This window comes from Pseudonocardia sp. ICBG1293 (genome assembly GCF_020131355.1).
Lineage (GTDB): Bacteria > Actinomycetota > Actinomycetes > Mycobacteriales > Pseudonocardiaceae > Pseudonocardia.
The window spans coordinates 1-22542 of record NZ_JAHLEL010000031.1; the positions used below are offsets into that span (position 1 = coordinate 1).

General features: G+C 65.7%; 20 protein-coding genes and 1 pseudogene. 15 read left to right on the forward strand and 6 right to left on the reverse strand.

All coding sequences use genetic code 11. The features are described from left to right. The first annotated feature begins 690 nt into the window (after positions 1–690). The 3 genes from KPF47_RS40930 to KPF47_RS13265 all read left to right on the forward strand — a co-directional run bounded on the left by KPF47_RS40930 (position 691) and on the right by KPF47_RS13265 (position 4794). The gene (locus KPF47_RS40930) at positions 691–1116 is read left to right on the forward strand and encodes a lactococcin 972 family bacteriocin (protein ID WP_224389164.1); all 426 of its coding nucleotides are present in this window, start codon (positions 691–693) and stop codon (positions 1114–1116) included. A 928-nt stretch (positions 1117–2044) separates the two neighbouring features. Next, a complete protein-coding gene (locus KPF47_RS13260; protein WP_224389145.1) occupies positions 2045–4165 on the forward strand; it encodes a hypothetical protein in 2121 nt (706 codons plus the stop codon). A 59-nt stretch (positions 4166–4224) separates the two neighbouring features. After that, positions 4225–4794 carry an ATP-binding cassette domain-containing protein gene (locus KPF47_RS13265; RefSeq protein WP_224389146.1) on the forward strand — a complete coding sequence of 190 codons (570 nt, stop codon included), beginning with the start codon at positions 4225–4227 and terminating at the stop codon, positions 4792–4794. Between the two features lie 869 nt (positions 4795–5663). On the opposite strand, the gene KPF47_RS13270 is transcribed toward KPF47_RS13265, so the two are convergent. From KPF47_RS13270 to KPF47_RS13285, 4 genes are all read right to left on the reverse strand, one after another. Further along, on the reverse strand, positions 5664–6659 hold the full coding sequence (locus KPF47_RS13270; RefSeq protein ID WP_224389147.1) for an IS110 family transposase: 996 nt from the start codon (positions 6657–6659) through the stop codon (positions 5664–5666). An 808-nt stretch (positions 6660–7467) separates the two neighbouring features. Beyond that, positions 7468–8067, reverse strand: coding sequence for a hypothetical protein (locus tag KPF47_RS13275; protein WP_224389148.1), 600 nt, complete (start codon positions 8065–8067; stop codon positions 7468–7470). After that, on the reverse strand, positions 8064–8885 hold the full coding sequence (locus KPF47_RS13280; protein ID WP_224389149.1) for a ParA family protein: 822 nt from the start codon (positions 8883–8885) through the stop codon (positions 8064–8066). Before KPF47_RS13280 ends, KPF47_RS13275 begins: the two co-directional genes overlap by 4 nt. Further along, a complete protein-coding gene (locus KPF47_RS13285; RefSeq protein ID WP_224389150.1) occupies positions 8882–9208 on the reverse strand; it encodes a hypothetical protein in 327 nt (108 codons plus the stop codon). The genes KPF47_RS13280 and KPF47_RS13285 overlap by 4 nt, the downstream gene beginning before the upstream one ends. Before the next feature lie 157 nt (positions 9209–9365). Here KPF47_RS13285 and cutA point away from each other — a divergent pair, with 157 nt between their 5' ends. Then, positions 9366–9683: a divalent-cation tolerance protein CutA gene (gene cutA, locus KPF47_RS13290; RefSeq protein ID WP_224389151.1), complete on the forward strand. Its 318-nt coding sequence runs from the start codon at positions 9366–9368 to the stop codon at positions 9681–9683. A 234-nt stretch (positions 9684–9917) separates the two neighbouring features. Beyond that, a pseudogene (locus tag KPF47_RS13295) lies at positions 9918–10815 on the forward strand (IS5 family transposase). Here KPF47_RS13295 and KPF47_RS13300 read toward each other — a convergent pair. Both KPF47_RS13300 and KPF47_RS13305 read right to left on the reverse strand, forming a co-directional pair. Then, the gene (locus tag KPF47_RS13300) at positions 10798–11904 is read right to left on the reverse strand and encodes a hypothetical protein (protein WP_224389152.1); all 1107 of its coding nucleotides are present in this window, start codon (positions 11902–11904) and stop codon (positions 10798–10800) included. The pseudogene KPF47_RS13295 and the gene KPF47_RS13300 overlap by 18 nt on opposite strands. A 237-nt stretch (positions 11905–12141) precedes the next feature. Beyond that, the gene (locus KPF47_RS13305; protein ID WP_224389153.1) at positions 12142–12357 is read right to left on the reverse strand and encodes a MerR family transcriptional regulator; all 216 of its coding nucleotides are present in this window, start codon (positions 12355–12357) and stop codon (positions 12142–12144) included. Between the two features lie 556 nt (positions 12358–12913). Between KPF47_RS13305 and KPF47_RS13310 the strand changes: the two genes are divergently transcribed. The 10 genes from KPF47_RS13310 to KPF47_RS40105 all read left to right on the forward strand — a co-directional run bounded on the left by KPF47_RS13310 (position 12914) and on the right by KPF47_RS40105 (position 21813). Then, a complete protein-coding gene (locus tag KPF47_RS13310) occupies positions 12914–13279 on the forward strand; it encodes a hypothetical protein (protein ID WP_224389154.1) in 366 nt (121 codons plus the stop codon). A gap of 12 nt (positions 13280–13291) precedes the next feature. Next, positions 13292–13510, forward strand: coding sequence for a hypothetical protein (locus KPF47_RS13315; protein WP_020626468.1), 219 nt, complete (start codon positions 13292–13294; stop codon positions 13508–13510). Further along, complete coding sequence (locus tag KPF47_RS13320; protein ID WP_224389155.1) at positions 13507–14082, forward strand: hypothetical protein; 576 nt, start codon at positions 13507–13509, stop codon at positions 14080–14082. Before KPF47_RS13315 ends, KPF47_RS13320 begins: the two co-directional genes overlap by 4 nt. Positions 14083–14216: 134 nt before the next feature. After that, positions 14217–14378, forward strand: coding sequence for a hypothetical protein (locus tag KPF47_RS13325; RefSeq protein ID WP_224389156.1), 162 nt, complete (start codon positions 14217–14219; stop codon positions 14376–14378). After that, positions 14375–14764: an RRQRL motif-containing zinc-binding protein gene (locus tag KPF47_RS13330; protein ID WP_224389157.1), complete on the forward strand. Its 390-nt coding sequence runs from the start codon at positions 14375–14377 to the stop codon at positions 14762–14764. The genes KPF47_RS13325 and KPF47_RS13330 overlap by 4 nt, the downstream gene beginning before the upstream one ends. Further along, entirely contained in the window at positions 14761–15099 is a 339-nt protein-coding gene (locus KPF47_RS13335) for a hypothetical protein (protein WP_224389158.1), read from the forward strand. Before KPF47_RS13330 ends, KPF47_RS13335 begins: the two co-directional genes overlap by 4 nt. Further along, complete coding sequence (locus KPF47_RS13340) at positions 15096–15458, forward strand: WhiB family transcriptional regulator (protein ID WP_224389159.1); 363 nt, start codon at positions 15096–15098, stop codon at positions 15456–15458. The genes KPF47_RS13335 and KPF47_RS13340 overlap by 4 nt, the downstream gene beginning before the upstream one ends. 117 nt (positions 15459–15575) lie before the next feature. Further along, positions 15576–18029 carry an FtsK/SpoIIIE domain-containing protein gene (locus KPF47_RS40100; RefSeq protein ID WP_224389160.1) on the forward strand — a complete coding sequence of 818 codons (2454 nt, stop codon included), beginning with the start codon at positions 15576–15578 and terminating at the stop codon, positions 18027–18029. Positions 18030–18242: 213 nt separating this feature from the next. Next, positions 18243–19130: an HNH endonuclease family protein gene (locus tag KPF47_RS13355; protein ID WP_224389162.1), complete on the forward strand. Its 888-nt coding sequence runs from the start codon at positions 18243–18245 to the stop codon at positions 19128–19130. Between the two features lie 466 nt (positions 19131–19596). Further along, complete coding sequence (locus KPF47_RS40105) at positions 19597–21813, forward strand: phage/plasmid primase, P4 family (RefSeq protein ID WP_224389163.1); 2217 nt, start codon at positions 19597–19599, stop codon at positions 21811–21813. Positions 21814–22542: the final 729 nt, after the last annotated feature.

Here is a 22542-nt window from a genome sequence, read left to right on the forward strand (position 1 = left end):
GACCTGCCGTTTGATCTGTCGTCGAGGGGTCAATGGAAACTCGACAAGTCGTTCTGAAACGACCTCTTATCTTAGCACTTCGGAGCGGGTTCCGGGTCGATCGGTTCGGGAGGTTGCTCGGTGCGGGCGGGCGGCGCAGGCTCGGCGGATGACAACCAAGACACCCTCCAACGAGTCCGACCGAATAGATACGCTATCTCAGAAAGGACAGTACGTACGGCCTATTGTAAGCGTAGCCACGGAGGTACGCCGTAGTGTTGTTCGCATCAATACAGAACTCAGTAACGCCGTAGATACGGACTACTAGAGCATGATAAGGTCTTGAACAGGTAGCATGCAGTTAATACCGCGGGCGTGTTTTTTAGTACGGCGGTCCGTAGTTACGGATAGAACTAATAGATACGGAGGTCCGTACCTACGGTACAGCCGCAGGCTGGGCTGTAAGACACACACACGGGTGGCAGGACAACGCTGCCGGCGGCGCGCGGCGAACGAAGAACACCGATCGTGCGAACCGGATCGAAACCCGCTGCTGACCGGCTCGTTGCTGGTGCGGCGGCGCTGCCCGCCGCACCCTGGCGGATCACTCGTTTGGCCTATAGATGGTTACTATTTGCAACTGTTAGCTTCCATCTGAGTGATGCAATCTCGCATAGATAAGGTGGGTTTACCGTGAGTAGGTTGCGAAAAATGGTTGTTGCTGGCTGCCTTGTGGCTGGCATCTCTATACCTGCTGGAGGGGCGACGGCTTGGGCGGCAGGTCCAAAACCTCTGGAGCCCCCGCCCTCTAGCGGGGTTATTAAGGGTGAGGACCAGTACAACGCTTCTGGCGAACTCGTCGGTGGATCTGTGACTATCCTACCTGGGGTTATTACGACTGGTGAAGATAAGAACTTTACCGTGACGCCCTTCGTGTCAGTGGGTGGAGGAACCTGGGATTACGGCACAAGTATTAATGAGGGATGGTCGAATTATATCCACCCTGCCAGACATCACGGCGCCACCACGAAACAGGGTGGCCGACAAGACAGGGAAGATATGCCTGCTGGCGTCTGGGCGAAGACGAGGCTTGCTCGGGCTGTTCCTGGTCCGGTGATCGAAGCTTTCTGGCGCTGAACGACTGGAAGGCGTTCTGGTGCCTATGAGCCTTTTTGATCGTGGATCTACTGGTTAGGGCCAGGCCGTGCTGACCCCAACTCCTGAACCCAGCCGCGAGATGGGCGTAGGTGTTGGCGTTGCACAGGTGGGCCAGTGGACGGGCAGGGCCTACTGATCGGCAGTGATCGGCGACCACCGTGTGTCCTGTGCTCGCCCGCCGCATCCGTGGCCTTAACGACGACCTGGAAGGCAGCTGTGCTGCTCTGAACCGCCGCGGCCGTGACCTAGGCACCCGAGCCTATCTCGAGCGACGCATTGCCGAAGGCTCCACACGCCTCGAGATCATCCGCGTTCTCAAGCGGCTACATCAGCCGAGAGTTCTTCCGGCGCCTCACCGTGCCCCGGACACCCCCAACGACCGCTTGACAATTATAGAAGTATCTCTCTGGGTCGTAATCGCCACCATTACCCGTAGGTTCCTGGCCGGCCACAGACGCTTCTGAATACGCCCCTAGTATCGCGGTAACTAGATAACTTTACTTCGGTATCGCTTCTCGGGATCATGTCTTGTGGCGTTTACTGTGACCGTAGACCTATCAGCCGATGACCGTGAAGTGCTGGAGTCGTGGCTGCGTGCGTCGTTGATCTCGGCAGGGCTGGCCCAACGGGAGCGGATTGCGCCGGCGGCGTAGTAGCGATCGTTGCATCGGTAGAGGGGCTTCAAGGTTGCTCGCTTCCGTGAAGGGCTGGCGGTTCGGCATGCGTCGCACGAAGAGTCTTCGGCAGCGTCAAGGAACTGATCGGCGCGATCGGCCGGTTCATCGACGGCTGGAACGAACGCGGCCAGCCCTTTGCCTGGACCAAGCCCGCCGACGAGCTGCTCGACCACTACCGACCCGGCCAAAGAATATTGTTTACGCGACACCAGGAAATAGTAGAGCCTCACGTGAAGCACTTTGGACTTAAGCTTGTAATCGCTCTTATTTTGACTATCGGCACATTGTCGGGATTTCTGGCTACTAAAGAGTTGGATGCCAATAATATCTCTCTTGACAGTTCGCTAGTGGAGATATTTGATAGTCGATATGGTGCTATGTGGCCTCAGGTGGTAACAGTTTTAGAGACTGTCGCCAGGCGGCACCATGTTAATATCGTTCGTGTTGATGAAAACTTTTATGACGGAGATCGTCTACGCGATGTTTATGTGATGCCCAGTGAGGCCGGGTCAGGGCAGATAGAGTGGGTGCAAAATTATTTAGCCCCCTTCGCGCGATCATCTAAGTTGAGCTTAATGGTCAGGCCTTTTAGCGCAGAAAAGGTGCTCGACCCTCGGGCTAATTATCAAGTTCTTGGGTCAAATGATGCGGCATTGGATCTGGCGTCACAATTTGAAGAGTTAGGATTATTTGGGATTCAGAGCCCATCGCATCCATTATGGTTCGCAGTCACGAATTATGCATTACATTCGATAGAGTTGTTTAGTGCACTACTTATCGGATTAAGCGCTCTTACTATTGGGTCGGTGTTGCTTAATGTTAGAGGATATGCCGTATGGCGCTTACATGGAATGACACCACTCAGAATAGCTTATCGAGACATGCGCACTCTAGTTAAGTTCTCAACACTAACTTTGTTGTTGTTCATGATACTCAGCTCTGGACTCCTGCTTTGGTATAATGGGTGGAATCAGGTTTATACATTCATTCGCTTTTCTGTATTTATTAGTGTGTCAATATTTGTCGTTCAGGTGATAGTCTACTGCATTGCAGTGGCTACCGTCTGCTCTGCCTCTATAGTAAGTGGACTAAAAGGGAAAATTCACCTAACTGCGGCGGCGATGATGCTGCACCCATTAAGAATTGGCACCGTTTTACTTGCTGTGCCTGTTTTGCTTGGCGTTTGTGATAGTTATACGGGGCTAGTAAATCGAAACAGCGCACTACCGTATGCCTCAGGCATGGAACAATTGGCCAATATTACATTTCCTGGATATCGAACAGAGAAGGAGAGTGATCGCGTCTTTGAAGAAACTGGAAGGTGGTTGCGGAAATTAGACACTCAGGGTCGGATTGTCGTTATAAAACGAGGGTTGCTTGAAAATGGGCTCCCGTCATCGATTCCGTCAGGCAATACAGAAATAATCTATGTAAACGACACATTCCTAGCTAAGAATCCGACCTTCACTCAGAATGACGGTCGTGTTGGTCCAACACCGGAGGGTGCAGTTAACGTAGTTATTCCTGAGCATCTAACTTCGCACTCGAAGGAAATTTTAAATATGGTTTCGAAGGGATTTGCCCCTGCAGCATTGCCCGACGGGGTGGTCGCGCCCAGCATTCAATATTCAGTCTCAGTAAGCGGCCAGAGTGTGTTTGCTTATGCAAGCCGTAACAGCGCCCTAGATGGTCCGGCTATGAGTCGGCCAGTGATTCATGATCCAGTAATTGTTGCATTATCTAATGGCTCACCATTGATCTTTAATGAAAGTTTAGCCGCATGGGCTAGCTACAACGGAGTAGTTCTATTTTCGGATGATATTGTCTCTTCGATAGGGCGAGACTTGCCAAAGGGGAGTATTTTGGGGATGATTCCGCTTCCTGGATTATTTGACGATAATTATCTGGCGGAAATTCGAGAACTTATTTCGAATAGTACTATTCTGGGATTGTCAATTGTGGCGCTATTTTTGGCCACCACTACATATTATTTATTGTATGCACGCAGAAGCAGATCTGATATTCGTGCGGGCCACATTGCTGGGTGCGGCTTCTGGAGAATTCACCAGTCAGTACTTATTCGCGAACTTATCGTCGTTCCTCTGGGTGTTCTATTGTGGATATGTACAGAGAATTGGAGTCGAGCACGAAGAATTTTCGAGTACGTTAACGCCAATGTTCCGCCGCCGCCGTCGGCTCCAGTTCCTGACTGGTGGAGACTGATACCTGCAATGAGCACGTCCGGAGTAATGATGATGCTATCCGTTATGCTTTTATACGTTATGCATCGTCGTATGATTACGACCAGAACCCCTTTCTCTATCCCTGTAAAGAAGTGGATTAATCAATGATTCATATTGGCGATTTAAGTAAGGCTCTGGGACATAGGACTTTATGGTCTGATCTTAATATGTTTGTTGATGGCGGGTGTATCGCAGCAATTACTGGGTCAAGCGGGTCAGGAAAGACAACACTACTTAATTGTCTTGCCCTGCTTGAGCGGCCAACTAGTGGGCGCATTATGTATGGTGATGAGGTTGAAGCGACGAAGCTGAGGCATCACGCCAGGCTGAAGTATCGACGCCACCATCTCGGCTATCTACTGCAAACCCCTGCACTGGTGGAGAACGATACGGTGTCGAAGAACCTCCAGTTGGTGCGCACGACCCGGCGAGGATATCTGAAATCCGAAGAAGAGGCTCTTGAGCGTGTAGGTCTAGCAGGCATAGAAAAGGAAAAAATCTATTACCTTAGCGGAGGGGAACAACAACGCGTAGCTTTAGCTCAGATACTAATAAAAAAACCTTCAGTTGTACTTCTTGATGAACCGACGTCAGCTCTGGATGATACTAACACTCATATGGTTATCGATGTCATGAATGAACTCAGTGCAGGCGGCGCATCAATTATTGTGGCAACGCATAGTAATCAGATTCGGGCCTGCGCAGACATCGAATACGAGATACCCCCCAACTCTTGAAATGATGGAGTTTTATTTTGCTGCCGCTGTTCTGATCGGACTGGCTCGGACAAGGATAGGTTATTTTTATTGGCCGGCGCCTTTTGGTGCGGTGCGGGCGAGTCGGTCCACAGCGGCCCGGTAGCGGTCGTTGTGTCGGTAGAGGGCGATCATGGCCCGCATCCGGTCCTGCGGATCAGCGCGGTCGTTTAGCTCGGTCGTCTTCAGGGTGCGGTAGTCGTCGTCGTGGAGGTAGAGCCCGACCCGCCGCGCTACCTTGGCTGAGGGCGGAGCGAGCACTTGTGGGCGCGGCCGCGGTTCCGAAGCTGCCGTCCCGGCGGGTGCTGCAGCGGCCGCTGAAGGCTCATCAGTGGTTGTGCGAGTGGAACGCTTTCGCGCGGGCTTCGGCGCTTCTTGGGTGCCCTTAGAGGTCGTTTCAGAACGACTTGTCGAGTTTCCATTGACCCCTCGACGACAGATCAAACGGCAGGTCAGATAGCCGCTTGTCGTCTACAACAGACACGTCGACCTCGTTCTGAAATGACCTCTTAGGTGCTGGTGCAGGAGCGTCGGGGTCGACAGCCTGCGGCCGCTGCATTTGTTGACGGAGTCGGTTCTTCGTGGTCACTGAGACTCTCCTGCTTTGTTGGTAGAACGCTGTGGCATGAGATCGCGAAGCAGGAAGCCACGCACGATGTCAGCGAGGGCGGTGATCTCCGGGGCGCGGCGATCACCAAGTCGCCAACCGACCTGGAATGCTTCGTCGATGGCGGTGCGACGTGGTAGCTCAGCGCGCACCTAGTCGCCGAACTGCATGATCGCATCTTCCCGGATGATGGCCTGCACGTTGATCCGGGTGTCGAACCCGGTTAGCACAACTCCGGCCCATCTCAACGGGTGTGACCGCTGGATTTTCTCGACTCGATCCTGCGCTTCTCCTGCTTTGCGGATGGCGTCGGTGGTGGCGGTGATCGGTGCGTAGGCCACGGCTGCGGCGTACATCGCGCACGTGGTGAGCGCGCCGGTCCGGCGACCGGTATCGTAGAGCACGAGGTCAGGACCCGGGCAAGAGGGTGGGTCTCCAGCAGGTCCTCGAGCTCGGCGGCGAGGGTGTCTCGCTCGATGCGGACCTCGCGCAGCTGCGTGGCGACCCCGGCGATCACTCTCCCGAACGCGGCGGTGCCTGGGACGACGACGGTCTGGGTGTCGAGCGCGGCCGGGATCGTGGCGGGCAGTGTTTTGGCCAGCCGCGGGGAACGCGGTCGCATGGCGGCGGCGATCACGGCCTCGCCGAGGTCGCGCAGGGCCTGCGGTGTCGGGGCGGTGGCGAGTAGATCGAGCACTCCGCCGCGGTCGAGCCGGGGGCCGAGCAGGCGTTCCAGGGCTGGGTGGACGTGGAGCAGGGCGTCGCGCAGCCGGTTGGTCAGCCGGGTCGACTGGGCGGTGAGGTCGTCGTCGTAGCCGGCGAGGACGGTGAGCTCGGCGAGGGTCTCGTCGTCGGTGCCGACCCGGCGCAGCGTGTGCGGCACGGTGCGGGCGGCGTCGGCGATGACGTGGGCGTCGCGGGCGTCGGTCTTGCCCTGGCCGGGGTGCAGGTCGGCGATGCGGCGCATCGCCAGCCCGGGCAGGTAGGCCACCTCGATGCCCAGCGAGCGGGCCGCCGCGACGGCCAGCGCACCGATCGAGGCAGGCTGGTCGACCACGACCAGCGTCCGGCCGTGCTCGGTGAGGCGTGTGAAGACCTCGGTCAGCGCGGCCTCGTCGTTGGGCAACGGCTTGTCGTGCAGCCGCTTCCCAGCCCGGTCCAACGCGCAGGCGTGGTGCACCGACTTTCCCACGTCCAGGCCGCAGAACACCTCGAAGCCGGTGTTGTCGGATTCCGACAAGAAGGTCTCCTCGCTCGTCGCCGCAGGCCGACCTGGACACCCGCGCCGGCCGCCACGTTACGAGCAGACCGCGCGAGCGGGTCAGGTCTCTATCAGCGGTCGTTGGCGCCCGCCGACCACGGTGACAACACCCCCCAGATCATCAACGACAGGGGCGATAAGTCATGCCGTGGCCGGTGGCCTACAAGCCCTCACCGGGCTTGATCAAGAAGGTAACGGGGCACGGAGGCGCGGTCGGACCGGCGACCCAGACTCGCGGCGGCGAGATCAGCGAAGCGGCGGCGTGGCCGGCACGACGGTTGGCGCGAGCCGCGAAGGGCTGGGAACGGTGCGGGCCATCCCGGGGCGAGGTCTCGTTCCTCCGCCGATCGTCCGCCCTATGGTCCGCATCGCTGTTTCCGCCGATCGTCCGCCCTATGGTCCGCATCGCTGTTTCCGCAGGTCAAGTCAGGTTTGAAGAGGTCAGTTCAGTGTGCGGGCGGACCATGCGGACCAGGAACCGACGTTCAATATTTCTTGTTGTCCTCCCCGAGTCCCCCCTTGATTTTTGGTCCGCAAGGTCCGCATCGGAGGTGTGAAAAACACACTGATACCTGGTTTGAGCTGCGGTAATAGTGATGCGGACCTTGATGCGGACCTTGTGCGGATGGTCGGCGGACCTTGAGCGTTTCTGGCTTCCTGGCCAGGTCTGCAGACCATCTTCTCCGCGGGCTTATGGGTTGTGTGTTCAGGTTTGTCCTGGTTAATCCCGGTTCCGGGGTACTCGGTAACGGGTGCAGCGGCAGCAGCCGCTACCGAGTACGGCGGTTCACTTCTCGCGCTTCAGCTCGTCGCGGTGCTCGGCGAGGTCTTCGGCGATGAGGTCGCGGAAGGCGGCGTCGGAGATGAGTCGGCGGGCGGCGACGCGCATGAGGTGCTGGACCTGGACGCGCTTGCGGCCGGAGTCGCGGCCGATCTTGCGGCCGATGACGCCGGTGATGCGCTCGAGTTCGCGCTGCTCGGTCTGGGCGAGGTCGACGGTGGCGCGGGTGACGGGGCCCGGCTTCGGGATGCGCGGTCGGCCGGGGCGGCTGGAGGGCGTCTCGGCTGCTGGGGTCTCGGCACCGGCCGGTGCGGAGGGTGCCGCTGCCGGTGCGCCGGCTGTGCTGCGGCTGCTCCGGGTGGTCTTGCTGCGCCCTGAGGCGGCCGGTGCGCGCTTCGTGGCGCGGGCACAGGTCTTTGCCGGGGTGGCCGCGCTCTCGGAGTCCTGAACGGTCTCCTGCGCTGTCTCGGGTGCCGCCGGGGCCGCTGGAGCGGGAGTGGCCTTGCTGGTTGCTGGTGCAGCGGTGGGTTCGTCGTCGGGCGCGGCGGCGGCTGGGTTGCCCAGGTTCGCGAGCGGGCTCGGCCGGCGGGTGCGTGCTGGGCTCATGGTGTGGCCTCCGTGATGAGGTAGCGGAAGATCTTGTCGTAGAGGTCGGTGAGGGTGACTGCGCTCGGTCCGGGCATCGCGTGGAGGGGCAGGCCGTAGCCCTCCGCCTGCTCGACGACGGTCCGATCGGGCAGCCAGGCGCGGCACAGCAGGTGCGGCAGTTCGGCCTGGAGGGCGTCGTGGTGGCGCCGGTGCTCGGCCCGGTTGGCGACCCGGTTGACGACGACGCCGATGAGTTGGACGTCATGGTGCTGCTGAACCGGGGTGATCATCCCGTTGATGAGCTGCCGGACGCCGCCGACGGCGTTGGCGGTGGGCGTGGTGACGCTGATGATCGAGTCCGCGGCGTAGGCGCCGAGGGTGGTCAGCGACGAGATCCCGGGTGCGGTGTCGTAGAGGATCAGGTCGTAGCCGTCGCCGGCTGCGTCCATGATCTTGGCGAGGTCGCGGTAGTGGGCCGGGCCGAGCGCGAGACCGGCGACGTCCTGGTTCGCAGGAAGCACGTCGAGGTTGCCCCACGCGGACCTGTTGAACTCGGCGATGTCGATCGCCGGGTCCTGCGCGGACAGGACGGTCCCGGCGACGAGCTCGGCCGGGTCCTGGCCCTCAGAGAAGCCCACCAGGACGTCGGCGATGGTCCGCTGGACCTGGTCGGGATAGAGGCCGGTGACCAGCGTCGTCGCGTTGCCCTGAGGGTCCAGCTCGACGACGAGCACGCGCTGAGCGGCCCGAGTGGCGACGGTCGCGAGGTTGAGCGTCAGCGTGCTCTTGCCGACGCCGCCCTTCAGGCCGCTGATCTGCACACGCCGCGGCGTCACCGGGCGACCCCGGCGACGTCCGTTGTCGGGGCCAGGTCCGCACCGACGGGGTGACCGAACGGAGAGAGTCGGCCCGGCCGCACGACAACGATGAACTCACGCAGGGAGCCGACGATGGCCGCTGCGGAGAGCCGCCCGGCGCCGGTGCAGCCGCCGACCCGGCGACGGCTGGTGTCGAAGTGCTCGACGGCGTGCGGGGCGGAGTCCCACAGCTCGCGGTAGGCGCGCTGGGACGTGCGTGCCGGCTTCGCGGGCGGCTGTAGCTGGTCGAGCAGGTCAGCGCCGAGCGCGGGGTCCAACGTCACCGTGGTCTCGCCTGTCATGTGCTCAGTATGGCCGTAGGTCCGTATCTGAACAAGGGTACGGAGGTACGGCCATACGGCATTTTTCGGGTGGTCAGAGGCGTGGTCAGTCCTGGCGCGTGATCTGGCCCCTGTTCTTCGGGGTTACCGACCCCCGGTTGGGCGTTACGCTCGTGGGATGACGCTGTGGGAGGTCTCGACGGCTACGCCGACGGAGAGCGACGCTCGTGCTCTGGCACGGTCAGCCGTGCAGGCGGGGCTGGCTGCTGGTGCCCAGGTGGAGGGGTCCGTGGGGTCCGTCTTTGTCCATCAGGGCGAGTACGGAGAGGGTCAGGAGTGGCGCGTCTCGCTCATGACGTCAGAAGCTCGCCGGGTCGCACTTCAGGGGCACCTCGTCGAGTGCCACGTCTGGGAAAATCCGCAGGTCACATGGCGAGAGCTGGGTGCCTCGGATGGCTACGCAGACTGGGTTGAGAGAGTTACGCGCGCTGGCTGAGGGGGTCCCGAGTCTGGAAAAGCTCGGCAACCGCAGGGACGTCTGCGTATGGCTTGAGGTGTGTGGCCACTTCCGCCAGTCGGGCCCGTGGTCGTACCGAGCCCACTCCGTGAGCTAGATCCAGACTAGTGGAGATCACCTGCGCAGCTTGCTCTACCTCGTCCGCCTGCAAGTAGCTCTCGGCTAGGGCGCGTCTCCTAACCCGGCTGGTCGGGCCTGCGCGATGATCAGTAGGTGTCGCGCCGTGCCGTCCTGACCGATGCCCAGTGGGACCGACTCGAGCCGTTACTGCCCTCGTCGGACGGGATGCCAGGGCGCCCGTTCGCCGATCACCGCAGAGTGATCGAGGGGATCATCTACCGGTTCCGCTGCGGGCTGGCCTGGCGTGATGTCCCGGTCGAGTTCGGGCTGTGGCAGACCCTATGGAAACGCCACCGCCGCTACTGCGGTGACGGCACCTGGGACCAGGTTCTCGCAGCTCTGCTCGCCGATGCCGACTCCGCCGGTCTCGTGGACTGGGCCGTGTCGGTCGACTCGACGATCATCCGCGCTCACCAACACGCCGCGACCCTGCAGCGGGACACAGGGGGCCGGATCGAACTACAAGAATCTGCTGATCGAGCCGCCCGATCACGCCTTGGGCCGCTCCCGCGGAGGGCTCGGCACGAAGATCCACCAGCTCGTTGACGGACACGGCCGCCCGCTGGTCGTACTGGTCGGCCCTGGCCAGGCCGGTGACGCCCCGATGTTCGCGCACCTGATGTCACATCTGAGCGTCGGACGGGTCGGTCCGGGCCGACCGCGGACCCGGCCCGAGCGGGTCCGCGCAGATAAGGCCTACTCCTCACGCGCCATCCGCGCCCACCTGCGCGGACGACGGATCGTCGCGGTCATCCCGGAGCCGGCTGACCAGCAGGGACACCGGAAACGACGCGGCACACGCGGCGGTCGACCACCGGCGTTCGACCGGGTCGACTACCGCGGCCGCAACGTCGTCGAACGCGGGTTCTGCGAGGTCAAGCAGTGGCGCGGCCTCGCGACCCGCTACGACAAACTCGCCCTGACCTACCGCGGCGGAGTTGCACTGAAGGCCATCGTCACCTGGTTGCGCACTTTAGGAGACACGCCCTAGCCATGAGCTGTACAGGGCTTTGTCTCGCGCGGCGGAGTTCGGGAATCGGCTGAGCGCTCGTTCGAGTGCTGGCACTGCGCGCAGTGGCCGTCGCAGCTCGGTCCAGCATCGCCCGGTGATGATCAGTAGCTCGTCGCGATCGATCCATGCTGCGTAGTCGGGTGTTGGTTCCTCGGCGGTTTCGACGGCGTCCAGGGCCGACGAGGCGCGGCCGAGCGCGGAGGTTGTTTCGTCGACCAGTCCCGCGCGCGCCAGGGTCCACGCTCCTCGGTCGTACGGCAGGGCTCGAACCCCGGGATGGACGCCCGGCATGCGCGCGTGCGTGAGCGAGCGCCGGGTCAGGTCGGGGTCCGGATCACCGATGGTGAGTTGCTGGTACGACTGCAGAGCGAGCGCGTTACCTGCAAGGTCGTGATGGTCGCCCTCGATCGCAGCGGCGTGGCTGCGCTCGAAGAGCGCGCGAGCCTTGTCGTGCCACCCGGCGTCGAAGGCGGCCCATCCGGCCTGTTGCGCGCTCTCGGCGTAGAGGGAGAGCAGTGCTTGAAGGGTCGCCGTGGAGTGCGTGCCGCCGTGAAGTAGGTCGGCTGCCATGTTCGCCTCGTCGATGTAGAGGCTGAAGGTGTCACGTCCGCCGAGGTAGTCGTCCATCTTGCGCAGTGTCTTCAGGCGATCTCGCAGTGAGGCGATCGTGTCCGGGGTCGTCTGGTGCCGGTGATTGTCGGGGTCTACCCCGGGGATGGCTGTCGCCATCAGGGCCGCGAGTCCTGATGCTCCGGTCAGCAGAAAGTTCCTGCGCTGCACGTCCGTGTCCTCGTCTCCGCCTGCGGCTGTTGCGGCCGACGTGGCCGGCGCAGCGGCAGGGCCAGAGGTCAGGGTCTCGATCCCTGCTGTCGAGGCACCAGGGCGATCACCCGACAAAAAGCGGACAGAGGTCGTGCGCGCCCTTGTCGACTTGGGCACGGGAGCCCCGAGCGCCGTCAGGCTGCGCAGGAAGTGAGCGTGCGGTCGCTTGACCGCTCCGGTCTCCCATCGGGCGACCGTGCGAGGGTCGAGGTTCTGACCTCGGTGTTCGTTGCGCTTGAAGACCATCTGCAAGATCTGTTGCGCAAGATCCTCTTGCGTCCAGCTTTGATCTTCGCGCCAGCGTCGCAGCTGCTCGCCCCACGGGGCGTCAACGTCTTCCGGGTGAGTCATAGCTACCGCTGATTCTGTCGGGTCTCTGCCGGGTTTTCGCCCTCGGTATGGCGTCTGAGCTGCACGAATGTTGTTCACGTGAACGAACCAACGTGGCAACTGAGGGGCGCCGTCGCTTGTCGGCCGAGTGAGTCAGTCCTGGCTCGTCGGCAGGACGGCGCCGGCCGCTTCCAGTTCGTCGCGGAGTTTCTGCAGGTCCCACCGCATGTGACCGCCGACGGTTCGCGCTTCGGGGTGGACCACCCCGGTGCTCGCCCACCGGCTCAGCGTCGATTGGTGGACGCCAAGCGAGCGGGCCGCGGCGCTGGTGCTGGCCAGGTTCGCCCTGGTCGGGGGTCGATCGGTCATGAGGTCGAGTCTCCCACGTCGGTCCACGGTTCACCAAGAAAGCCTAGTTCACGCATCTTGCATAGTTCGCGTGGATCTCTCTATCGTAGCCGCGGAGCTTGCATAGTTTGCCGAGATTGGGAGTCGAGCATGACGGAGACGAGCAAGAAGATCACTGGTCGGACCGTAGGTACGGCGGTACTGCTCGCCATGGTGATCGGCGCGCCGGCTGCTGCGAGCTGGCATGGGCTGGCTGCTGCCGGCGAGACGGCGTTGGGCCTGGAGGGTCCGATGTCGGCGCTGGTCCCGCTGGTGCTGGACGTCCTGGCCGGTGACAGCGCGGCGATGAACCGCCTGCTGGTGTGGGCGTACGCGGTCGGCAGTGCCGGGTTCAACGCGTGGCACGCCGACAAGGTCGGCGGCTTCGCGGCGGCGGTGTTCTACGCGGTGGCTTCGATCTCGGCGGTCCTGCTGTGGGATCGGACGATGCGGGCGATGCGCCGGGACCGGCTGCGGGACGCGGGTGCTGTGTCGCCGCCGGCTCCGCGGTTCCGGATGGCGTGCGTGGCAGGCCGCTGTGGTCGAGGGCGTCTCGGACCCGGTCGAGGCCGTTCGCCTCATCCGCACCGCCGACCACCTTTCCCTCCGCGGGCACATCACCCGGCTTCCCGAGCAGGGTGAGACCGCTACCCATGAGCTGCCCCCGGCCGAGCTTCCGACAGACGGCTCGGTGCAGGACGCGCCCCTGCTGCGAGAGATGCCCAAGTCCGACGCCATCCGCCACGCAGTGGCGGCCTTGGAGGAGGACGCCACCGCCAAGGACGTCTTGGCCTGGTTGGCAGAGCACCGCGTCGAGGTCGCCCCGACCTATGTGTCCGACGTGCTCCGTCGCGACCAGCGCAAGTCCATTACCGACGAGCCGCCGCTGCGGCTCGCCAACTGAGGAGAGAGCTGCATGTCCGCCATCGGGATCGTCATCATCGTTCTGCTCATCGCCGGAATCGCCCTGGCGCGGGCCGGGGCCGCGGGGATCGGGCTCCTGTTCCTGGCCGTCGCTCTGGTGCTGTTCGTCAACACCCCGGCCGGCAGCGGTCTCCCGTCGGCGGTCGGCACCTTCTTCAGCAGCGTCAATGAGGCCGCTACGCCGGTCTTGACCGACGGAGCACAGTCGTGAACCGCCGCGACGTGGTGGTCTCGGGACTGCTCTGGGGTGTACCCGCAGTCGGAACACTTGTCCTGGTCATCCGCCGGGGCGGGTGGATCGACGGCGCCGTGTCGATCCGGGCCGCGCTGCTCAGCGTCGGCATCGTCGTCGGTGGCACCGCGGCCATCTGGATGCTGTCCCTGCTCCGTTCGGCGATGCCGAGGACCGGGCAAATGTCGGTGCAGGGCCACGGCCACGGTTCCACCCGCGCTCTGATCGCCCGTCACGAGGCCGGCCACGCCATCGCGGTACAGGCACTCGGCGGCCGGGTCGTGCGCAGCACGATGACCGACGACAGCGGGCTGGTCTCCGCAGTCCTGCCGGGCAAGGTCGGCGAGCAGGGCGCGGTCACGTTCCTCCTAGCCGGGGAGCGAGGCGCCGGAACCAGCCGCGGGACCAGCGGCGACCGGGCGGCGATCCGGGCCGAACTGCGGGGCTTGGACACCAAACAGCGCCGCGAGGTCATGCACCGAGCTCGCAAGACGCGGCCCGCATCGTCCGTACCCGTCGCCGTCAGATCGACCAGGTCGCCGACCGGATGAACCGGATGGGGCGATTCTGATGGCGGTCCGTCGCCTGACCCTCGTCGCCGACCTGAACGCCGGCCGTGAGCTGGCCGTCCTGATCGACGAGCCGGTGGCGGCTGCGCTGGTACTGGCGCGACGAGCTGGAGGCCGTGCAGGCCGCCGCCGATCGCTACCCCGACGGACACCCGGCCGCACAGCTCGGCCACTACCGCCCGACCGACGAGCACCGCGATCACCCGAGTCAGATCGACGTCACCGGCCGCGCCTGGCGCTACGCCCACGACGTCCGCTACCTGCGGAGCGCGTCGTGACCGGCGGTGTGATGACCGACCGCTGGGGTTGGCAGCCGACCGCCTGGATGGAAGCGGGCGTCCCGACCTGGCGCTGGCGCTGCGCACCCGGGGGCCTGGTGACCCGCCGCCAGATGCGGGCCGCCGACCTCGCCCCGGGTGGTGCGGCCCCGGTCGCCCGCGTCGTCTGCCGCCGGGGCCGCCGCTGGGCCGACCTGTGGGACCCGGCCGACCTGACCTGCAAGCGCACCGCCAGCCCGGCACAGCTCGCCGCCCTGGACCGGGCGATGGCCGCCCGCCGCTGGTGCCCGACCTGCAGGGCCGCCGCCGGCTACTGCATCCCGCGATCCCTCGGCGCGTGCGTGGACTGCGCCGCGCCCGCCACGACCACCAAGGAGGATCGATGACCAGCACTCCGTACCTGACCGTCGTCCGCGACCGCGTCGAGGACCAGGCCGACGATTACGCCGGCCCGGACACCCCGGCCGCGAACCCGAGCTACCAGGGCCGGGCCGAGACCTGCGCCCGCAGCGCCGACCAGCTGGCCGGCCGCGCCGAGCATGCCGCCCGCCGCACCGCCGACGTCCTGGATGCCCTGCAGGCCGGTGACGTCCTGCGGGCTACCCGCTACGCCATCGACCTCCGGTCCGGCCTGCGCACGATGGCCGGCCTGCTCGGTGAGCTGCACACCGATCTCGACGAGATGGGTGCCACCACGATCACGAAGGACGATCTGCGATGAAGCACGCCCCGTCCCGCTGGCCGTCCCGCCACGCCGACCCGGCCGCCGACGCCCTCGCTGAGCTGGCGACCGTCGTCGCCGAGACCGCCCCGGTCGGGGACTGGCCCACACAGGCCGCGTGCCGCGACGACGCCACCGACCGGCACTGGCCGACCGGCCGCGAGGGCTCCCCCCGCTACGAACGCCAGGCCGCTGCCGCGCTCAACGTATGCCGGTTCTGCTCTGTCCGGTCGCAGTGCCTCGCCTACGCCCTGGAGGCGGGCGAGGACAACGGCATCTGGGGCGGCACCACTCCGGCACAGCGGCGTATCGCGCGCGAATCCGACCGCACCGTGATCGCAACGCACATCGCGAGCTGAGGAGGCTGTCATGAGCAAATGCGCGTTTTGCGATAGGCCGCCGCGGGACTGCGACTGCTGGTCGTTCAAGCCTGCTGCTGCACCGTCAGACAGTGACGAGAATTTCAGCAAGAACGGGTGGACGTGGTGCGGCCGCTGCACCTGTCGCATTCTCCGCGGCCGGTGCTCGAACACTCAGTGCTCAACGAACAGGAGGTGAATCAGATGGCACGGAACAAGGGCGGCGGACGGCTCGGCAAGCCAATCGCCACATACCCCATCGGCTGGTGGTTCGTCGGGCAGGCGCTCGGCGTGATGTGGCGTTTCCTGGCCGGCCAGGTCATCACGCGGCGGCCCGGCCGCTGGGACTCGCGCTACTTGACCTGGGCTGCGGAGGTGCCGGAGAGCGTCGCACTGAGCCGCGAGGAGGGCATCCCGCGCTCGCGCTGGGCGCGGCGCCCGGGGTGGCATCGCCAGACGGCGCGGTTCGCTGCGATCGCACTGCTTGCAGGGTTCTTCGTGTGGCCCGTACCTACGGTCGCACTACTCGTCATCGGGGCCGTAACTACGGCTGTCCGTAAGGCACTGGACCTGCGGGAGCTGGCTTATTACCACCGCGTGTGCGGTCGCTTCCTGCAGTGGACTGCCGGCCGGGTCGGCTGGAGCGAAGTCAGTGCCGACCCGCGGCAGTGGATCGAGCTACCCCCGGGAGGACTGCGCTGGGAGCCCGTGGCTCCGCTGCGTACCGCCGTTCTGGCTGAGGGCGAGGGTGAGCGGGCCGGGTGGCTGACCCGGCTGTGGCCGGCCCTGGCTCGTCGTCTGCGGCCTTTCACTGCGCCGGTGGCGGACTGGCGGTGGGTCCTGTGGCTGACCGCGCCGCGCGACGGACTGCGGCCCTGGCGGGCGATGCTGGCGCGCCTCGTCGGTCGGCTGGTGATCCGGGCGGCCGAGACGTCGCGGCTGCTGCGGGTCCGTCCCCGCTGGTCGACCCCGGACCTGGAGAACCCGGATGCCCTGATCGTGATCCACTACCCGGCCAGCTACCAGGCGCACGACCAGGACCTGAAGGAGGTTGAGCGGGTCGTCACCTCGCGGCTGCCGGGCGGTCCGTGGAAGAGCCGCAACAGCTCGGACGACCTGACGCTCACGATGTATCACCCGGAGTCGCTGCCGCGTGGGATTACCTGGGACCTTGGCATCTTCGAGCGGCACTCGCAGTTGAAGCTGCCCATCGGCGAAATGGCTGGTGGGCGAGTCATCTCGGTCGACTTGAAGGGGCAGACGCCCCACATCAACGCCTCCGGCAAGACGGGGCGCGGGAAGACGGTCACGTTCCTGACGATCATCGGCGGGTTCCTGTATCACGGCGGTCACGCCGTGATCGTTGACCCGAAGCGCGTCGATTTCGTACGCCCGTTCCGGCGACTGGAGAACGTCGATCTGGTGACGATGCCGGACCGTTTCCCGACGGTTCTGAGGGACGTTGTGAGCGAGATGGAGCGCCGATACCAGATCATTGAAGAGTTCACGGAGCGCGCTGATGAGTTGGGTTATCCGGAGATGGAGAAGAATGCTGAGATGTACTTCCAGCCGTTGATGTTCTCGGTCGACGAGAAGTCTGGCTACACCGCCGAGTGCACACATTGGTGGAAGACTGAAGGAAGCGACGGGAAACCGGGTAAGGGTCCGTCGGTCACGGTCGATTGGGAGCGCGCTCTCGTCGCCCGCGGCCGGGCCTGCTGCGTCTACGTGATGGCTGCCGCACAGCAGAACTCCATCCCGATGGTGTTCCCGGATACCGATATCCGCTCGAACTACCAGTACAAGATTCTTGCCGGTCCCGCGGACGGCCCGTCCTGGATGGTGACCTTCCCCGGCACCCGCCGCCGGAAGCTGTCCTCGGACGTAAAGGGGCGCGCAATTGTCGGGGTTGGTGAGGATCTGCACGAAGCGCAGCTCGCCTACATGGATCCGGCTGTTATTCGGCAGGCTGCGGAGCACGGTATGGAAGTGCGCGACGAGCTGAATCTGGAGCGCGCCGAGCGGCTCGCCAAGATCACCGGGCGGCCGCTGTGGGAGGTGTCCCCCCTCCCGTGGTGGGTGTCCCGTCCTGCCCAGACGGCCGAGTCTGTCCCGGGACAGGCGCCGATCAGGGATACCGGCGCCCCGGTGATCGACATGGCACCTCCGAGAGCTCTCGTTTCCGCAGCTCAGGACGATTCTGATGATGAGGCGATCAACGCCGAGAATGAGTCCGTAGCTCGGTACGAGCCCGCTGCAGAATCGAACGCGGGTTCGACCGAGACCGGTAGCGAGGACGCGGCAGAGGTCGACGCGGGCACGAACGTCAGTTCGAATGCGGCTGTGTTCGGGGCGGTCGAGGACGCGCCGGAGCGGATCCGGGGCAACGGCGGGGCGGCCGAGTTCCTGGGGGCCCGGCTCGACACGTTCCGTCGGGCTCGAACTCGCGCCGAAAAGCGAGGCGACTCCATTCTAGGAATGGCTACCGAAGGCCGTTTCGTGACGTTCGATCGAGTGCAGCTCGCAGAGTGGTGGAACCAGCGCCCGGGTAGCGGCCGGAAGGCGGGCTGAACACGCGATGGGACGTATTCGAGGACAGAAACGGATTCGCCGGGGCCCGCTGGTGCTGAATTTCTCCTCCGCGGGCCTGGGGGGATGGGCACTTCGGTCCTGGGGGATCAAGGTGTGGCGGTGGTCGTGGAATTCGAGCACCGGACGGCATTCCATCGACGTGCCGGGCCCGTGGACCTGGACTAGCGACCGACCGAAACGAGAGGACTGACGATGAGGAATCCGACGAAGACGTTGCAGCTCGGCCGAACGGCCACCGTGATCGGGACGCTCGCCGCGCTGCTCGCGGCCCCGGCCGGTGGCGCCACGACGATCGCGGACGTTCGTCCGCCCGCACCCGGAGTGTCGCTGGCGACGGTCACCGGCCGAGACGTTCGGGTCGCCTACCCCGGCGAGGCGCCGGAGGAGTGGTCCTCGGTCGGCGACGAGACGTCGATGACTGTCGAGCCCGGCACCCGCATCGACGTCCGGGGCTGGCGGTCAACCTGTTCGGTCCGCGACGACGCCGGCACGGTCCTCATCGCCGGCGCCGGCCTGCTCTCGGCAACGTGCGCCGTCCCGCCGGCCGCCGGACTGCTCCGGACCGCGGCCCCGGCTGCCGTCCCCGGCTCTGGGCTGCAGCTCGCCCCGGCCGGCCCGGCGGCCGGCTACGACCGGTCCGAGTTCGGCGACGGACGGGCCCGGACGGCGCCCGGCTGCGACACCCGGGACGCAGTCCTCGCCTGGGACCTCACGGCCACGACTGTCCGGCGCGGCTGCGACGTCACGGCCGGGGCGCTGCACGACCCCTACACCGGGCGCGTGCTCACCGGCCCCGCTCGGGCGCTCGACGTCGACCACGTTGTGCCGCTGTCGCTGGCCTGGCGCACTGGCGCGGCCCGCTGGACGGCCGCCGAGTGCGAGGAGTTCGCCAACGACCCGGCGAACCTGACCACGACTGCGGCGGCCGGGAACCGCGCCAAGAGCGACGACGGCCAGGAGGAGTGGCTACCCGCGATCGACCAGTGCGGCTACGTGACCCGGTTCGCCGCGGTCGTCGAGCGCTACGACCTGACCGTCACCGAGGCTCGCCGTGACGCGATCGAGGGAGCTTGCCGATGATCGTCCGGCGTGTCGGACCCGATGTCCCCCGACCGAAACTCGGATTACGGCAGTGTGCGCCGGCATGGGAGCACGAGGACCGAAACCGCAGGGCCTCCGGCAACTCAGCCTCAAGATGCCCGAAGCGCAGTGGGCGATCTACAAGGCCGAAGCCGAGCGTCTGGGGATGCCCTGGAGCCACTACGTGTGCTCGGTGCTGGCGACGGCCCACGGGCTCGACCCGGTGGGCGGTCAGCGGCCGGTTGACCCGCAACTCCTGCTCCCGCTCGACGAGCAACGAGGGGCTGCTTAGCCAGTCCCTGACAGCAGAAAACCCGCCCCCGGTATGGGAGGCGGGCCCTGGCCCCGGTTCACGAACGCGTCTGGTTTGGCGGCCGTCGATTCGTTCGGGAACCCGAGTTCTGCGATCTGAGGTTATCGCGTGAGTGCTCCTGCGCAACGTCACGACAGCTCCGAGGCACCCCGCGTGTCTCTCGAACGGCTCGTCGCCGCCCTGGAGGCGGCCGGCGTGTGGCACCGGATCACCGGCGAGGAGGTCTCGTTCCGGTGCCCGCTGCCCGATCACGACGACTCGACGGCGTCGGCGGGAGCGCGGTGGATCCCGGCCGATGGCCGGTGTCCGGTCGGGCGGGTCGTGCTGTGGTGCCGGGCCTGCGGCCGGGACCGCACCGCCGAGCTACTGGCGACGCTCGGTCTCGCCGGGACCGACCTGTTCGACGACAAGCCCCGACGGCCGGATTCTTCCTCCCCGCGGGCTGGCCGTCCGGCCTCCCCGGCGGCCGGGTCGGGCGCGCCCCGCCCGGTGCCGGGGAAGTCCGAACCCCCGGTCCGGGTCCCCTCGCGCGCGACGGTCTACGAGTTCGAGGACCAGGCGGGCGAGATCGTGGCTCGCCTCACCCGGTTCGATCCGACGGTTGCCGCGCCGGGGGCCCGGAAGGGGTTCCGGTGGCAGCACCGCGGCGGACCGCGCGGCGGCTGGAAGAACGGGAAGCCGACCGGTGGGGTATCGCTGTACCGGCTGCGGGCCGTGCGGACCGCCACGGCCGCCGGGGCCCGGGTCTGGCTGGTCGAGGGCTGCAAGAACGCAGACCAGCTCGCCGCTGCGCTCCCGCCCGGCGAGGTGGCTACAACGCCCCCGGATGGCGCAGGCGCTCCGTGGCGCCCGGAGTACACGGAGATCCTCGCTGGCGCGACGGTCACCGTCATCGCTGACCGGGACTCGGCCGGCTACCGGCATGCCGCTGCCGCCTCCACCGCGCTGCGGGCCGCCGGCGCCGCGGTCCGCGTGGTCCGTACGCCCCTCGAGGTCGACGGCGCGGACGCCTCGGACCACCTCGACGAGGGCCTGGACCTGGCCGCGTTCGAAGACGTCCCGCCTGCCCTGCTCAACGACCCGGCGTCGAACTCCGGAGCACCGAGCACCGGGGCCGCGACCCCGGCCCTCCCGGCCGAGACGGCCCCGCCCGCCGAGACCGAGGAGGGCACCGGAGGGCTCGGGGAGGTCCGCTACCTCGCCGAGCGGCGGGACGAGCGACGCGGTGGGGCCCGTCACGTGCGGCGGCGGCACCAGACCGACTACGGCAACGCCGAGCGGCTGATCGACCGCCACGGCGATGACCTGCTGATCCTGGCCGGCCAGTGGTACGTCTGGGACGGCACCCGATTCCGGCTCGACCGCACGGGCGCGATCGAGCGCTGCGCCAAGTCCACCGTCCGCAACATCTACGGCGAGGCGGCCGCGGTGACCGGCGAGACGAACGAGGCGATGGCCGAGCGTCGCCAGATCGCCAAGCACGCGGTCTACTCCGAGTCCCGCAGGGCCATCAAGTCCATGGTCAAGCTCGCCGAGACCGAACAGCAGGTCGTCGTGGAATCGGCCGACGATCTCGACGCGGACCCGTGGGTCCTCAACTGCACGAACGGCACGATCGACCTGCGCACCGGCCAGCTCCGGCGTCACGACCGCGCCGACCGGATCACCCGCTCGACCGGCATCGCCTACGACCAGGATGCCCCGACCCCGGAGTGGGACCGCTTCCTGACGCGGATCCTGCCCGACCCCGGGGTGCGGGAGTTCCTGCAGCGGATCATCGGCTACTCGCTGACCGGGATGACCAATGAGGAGAAGCTGCTGTTCCTGCTCAACGGTGGCGGCGCGAACGGCAAGAGCACCTGCATCGCGATCATCATGGCGGCGCTGGGGGAGTACGCGATGGCCGCGCCGAAGGACCTGCTGCTGTCCAAGCAGGTCGGCGGGATCCCGAACGACGTCGCCGCGCTACGCGGCGCCCGGGTCGCGTCGGCGACCGAGACCGCGGAAGGCGCTCGGCTCGACGAGGTCCGGATGAAGGAACTCGTCTCCGGTGACCGGCAGTCGGCCGGTTCCTGCCGGCGAGTTCTTCGACTTCAAGCCGCAGGCCAAGTACTGGATCAGCACCAACCACCGGCCGGTGATCCGCGGCTCGGACGACGCGGTGTGGCGCCCATGGTCCTCGTCCCGTTCACCGAGCACATCACCGACGCCGAGAAGGACAAGCGGCTCGTCGAGGAAGTTGCGCGCGGAGCTGCCCGGCGTCCTGGCCTGGGCCGTGCGCGGCTGCGTGGCCTGGCAGCGCCGACGGCCTGGCCCTGCCGGAGGCCATCCGCTCGGCCACCGACTCCTACCGCACCGAGCAGGACCTGATCGGCGGCTTCCTGTCCGCCGCTGCGTGGTGCACCCGGACGCGGAGGTCCGCGCCTCGGCGCTCTACGCCGAGTACAAGCGCTGGTGCGAGGACGTCGGGGAGAACATCCAGGCTCAGCGCAACTTCGGGATGCGACTGGGAACCCGTCCGGGGCTGAGCAAGCGCAAGGCTGGTCACGAGAACACCATCACGTGGTTCGGGCTGGGCCTGAAGTTCGGCGGCAAGTGGGACCACCTGGAGGTGCCGGAGGAGGAAGACGACCGGCCCACCGGCCCACCTTCACCTCCGCGGGCAGAAGTTGACCCCGACCACGACGGCGGCCCGAACGGCCCGTTCCCGCTCCGACCTGATCACACCGGGGCCGTGCGCCACGTGCGCGGTACCTGGTCCCGGTTGCGGAGTCGACGGCGTCGCCGAGATCGCGGAGCCCTGCGTGGTCGCGGCGAGCCGACCCGAGTCCGCTCCCGCTGCGACGCCCCGCGCCACGGCCACTGTGACGGCGGCACCCGTCCGACCGACGAGCCGCCGCACCCGGCTCCTGATGCCTCAGAGCCGCTCAGCGGCCCTCAGGCCGTCCCGCTGCCCGTGAGTCCGGCAACGTCCCGCACGCCGCACGGCGGCGATCTGAGAGCCGTGCAGCGGGACGTGGGACCCGCCGGGGCCTGCACCTGTACGGCGTCCTCAGCTCCGACGGCCTGACGGTCGTCGCCGACCGGCGACCGGGCCCC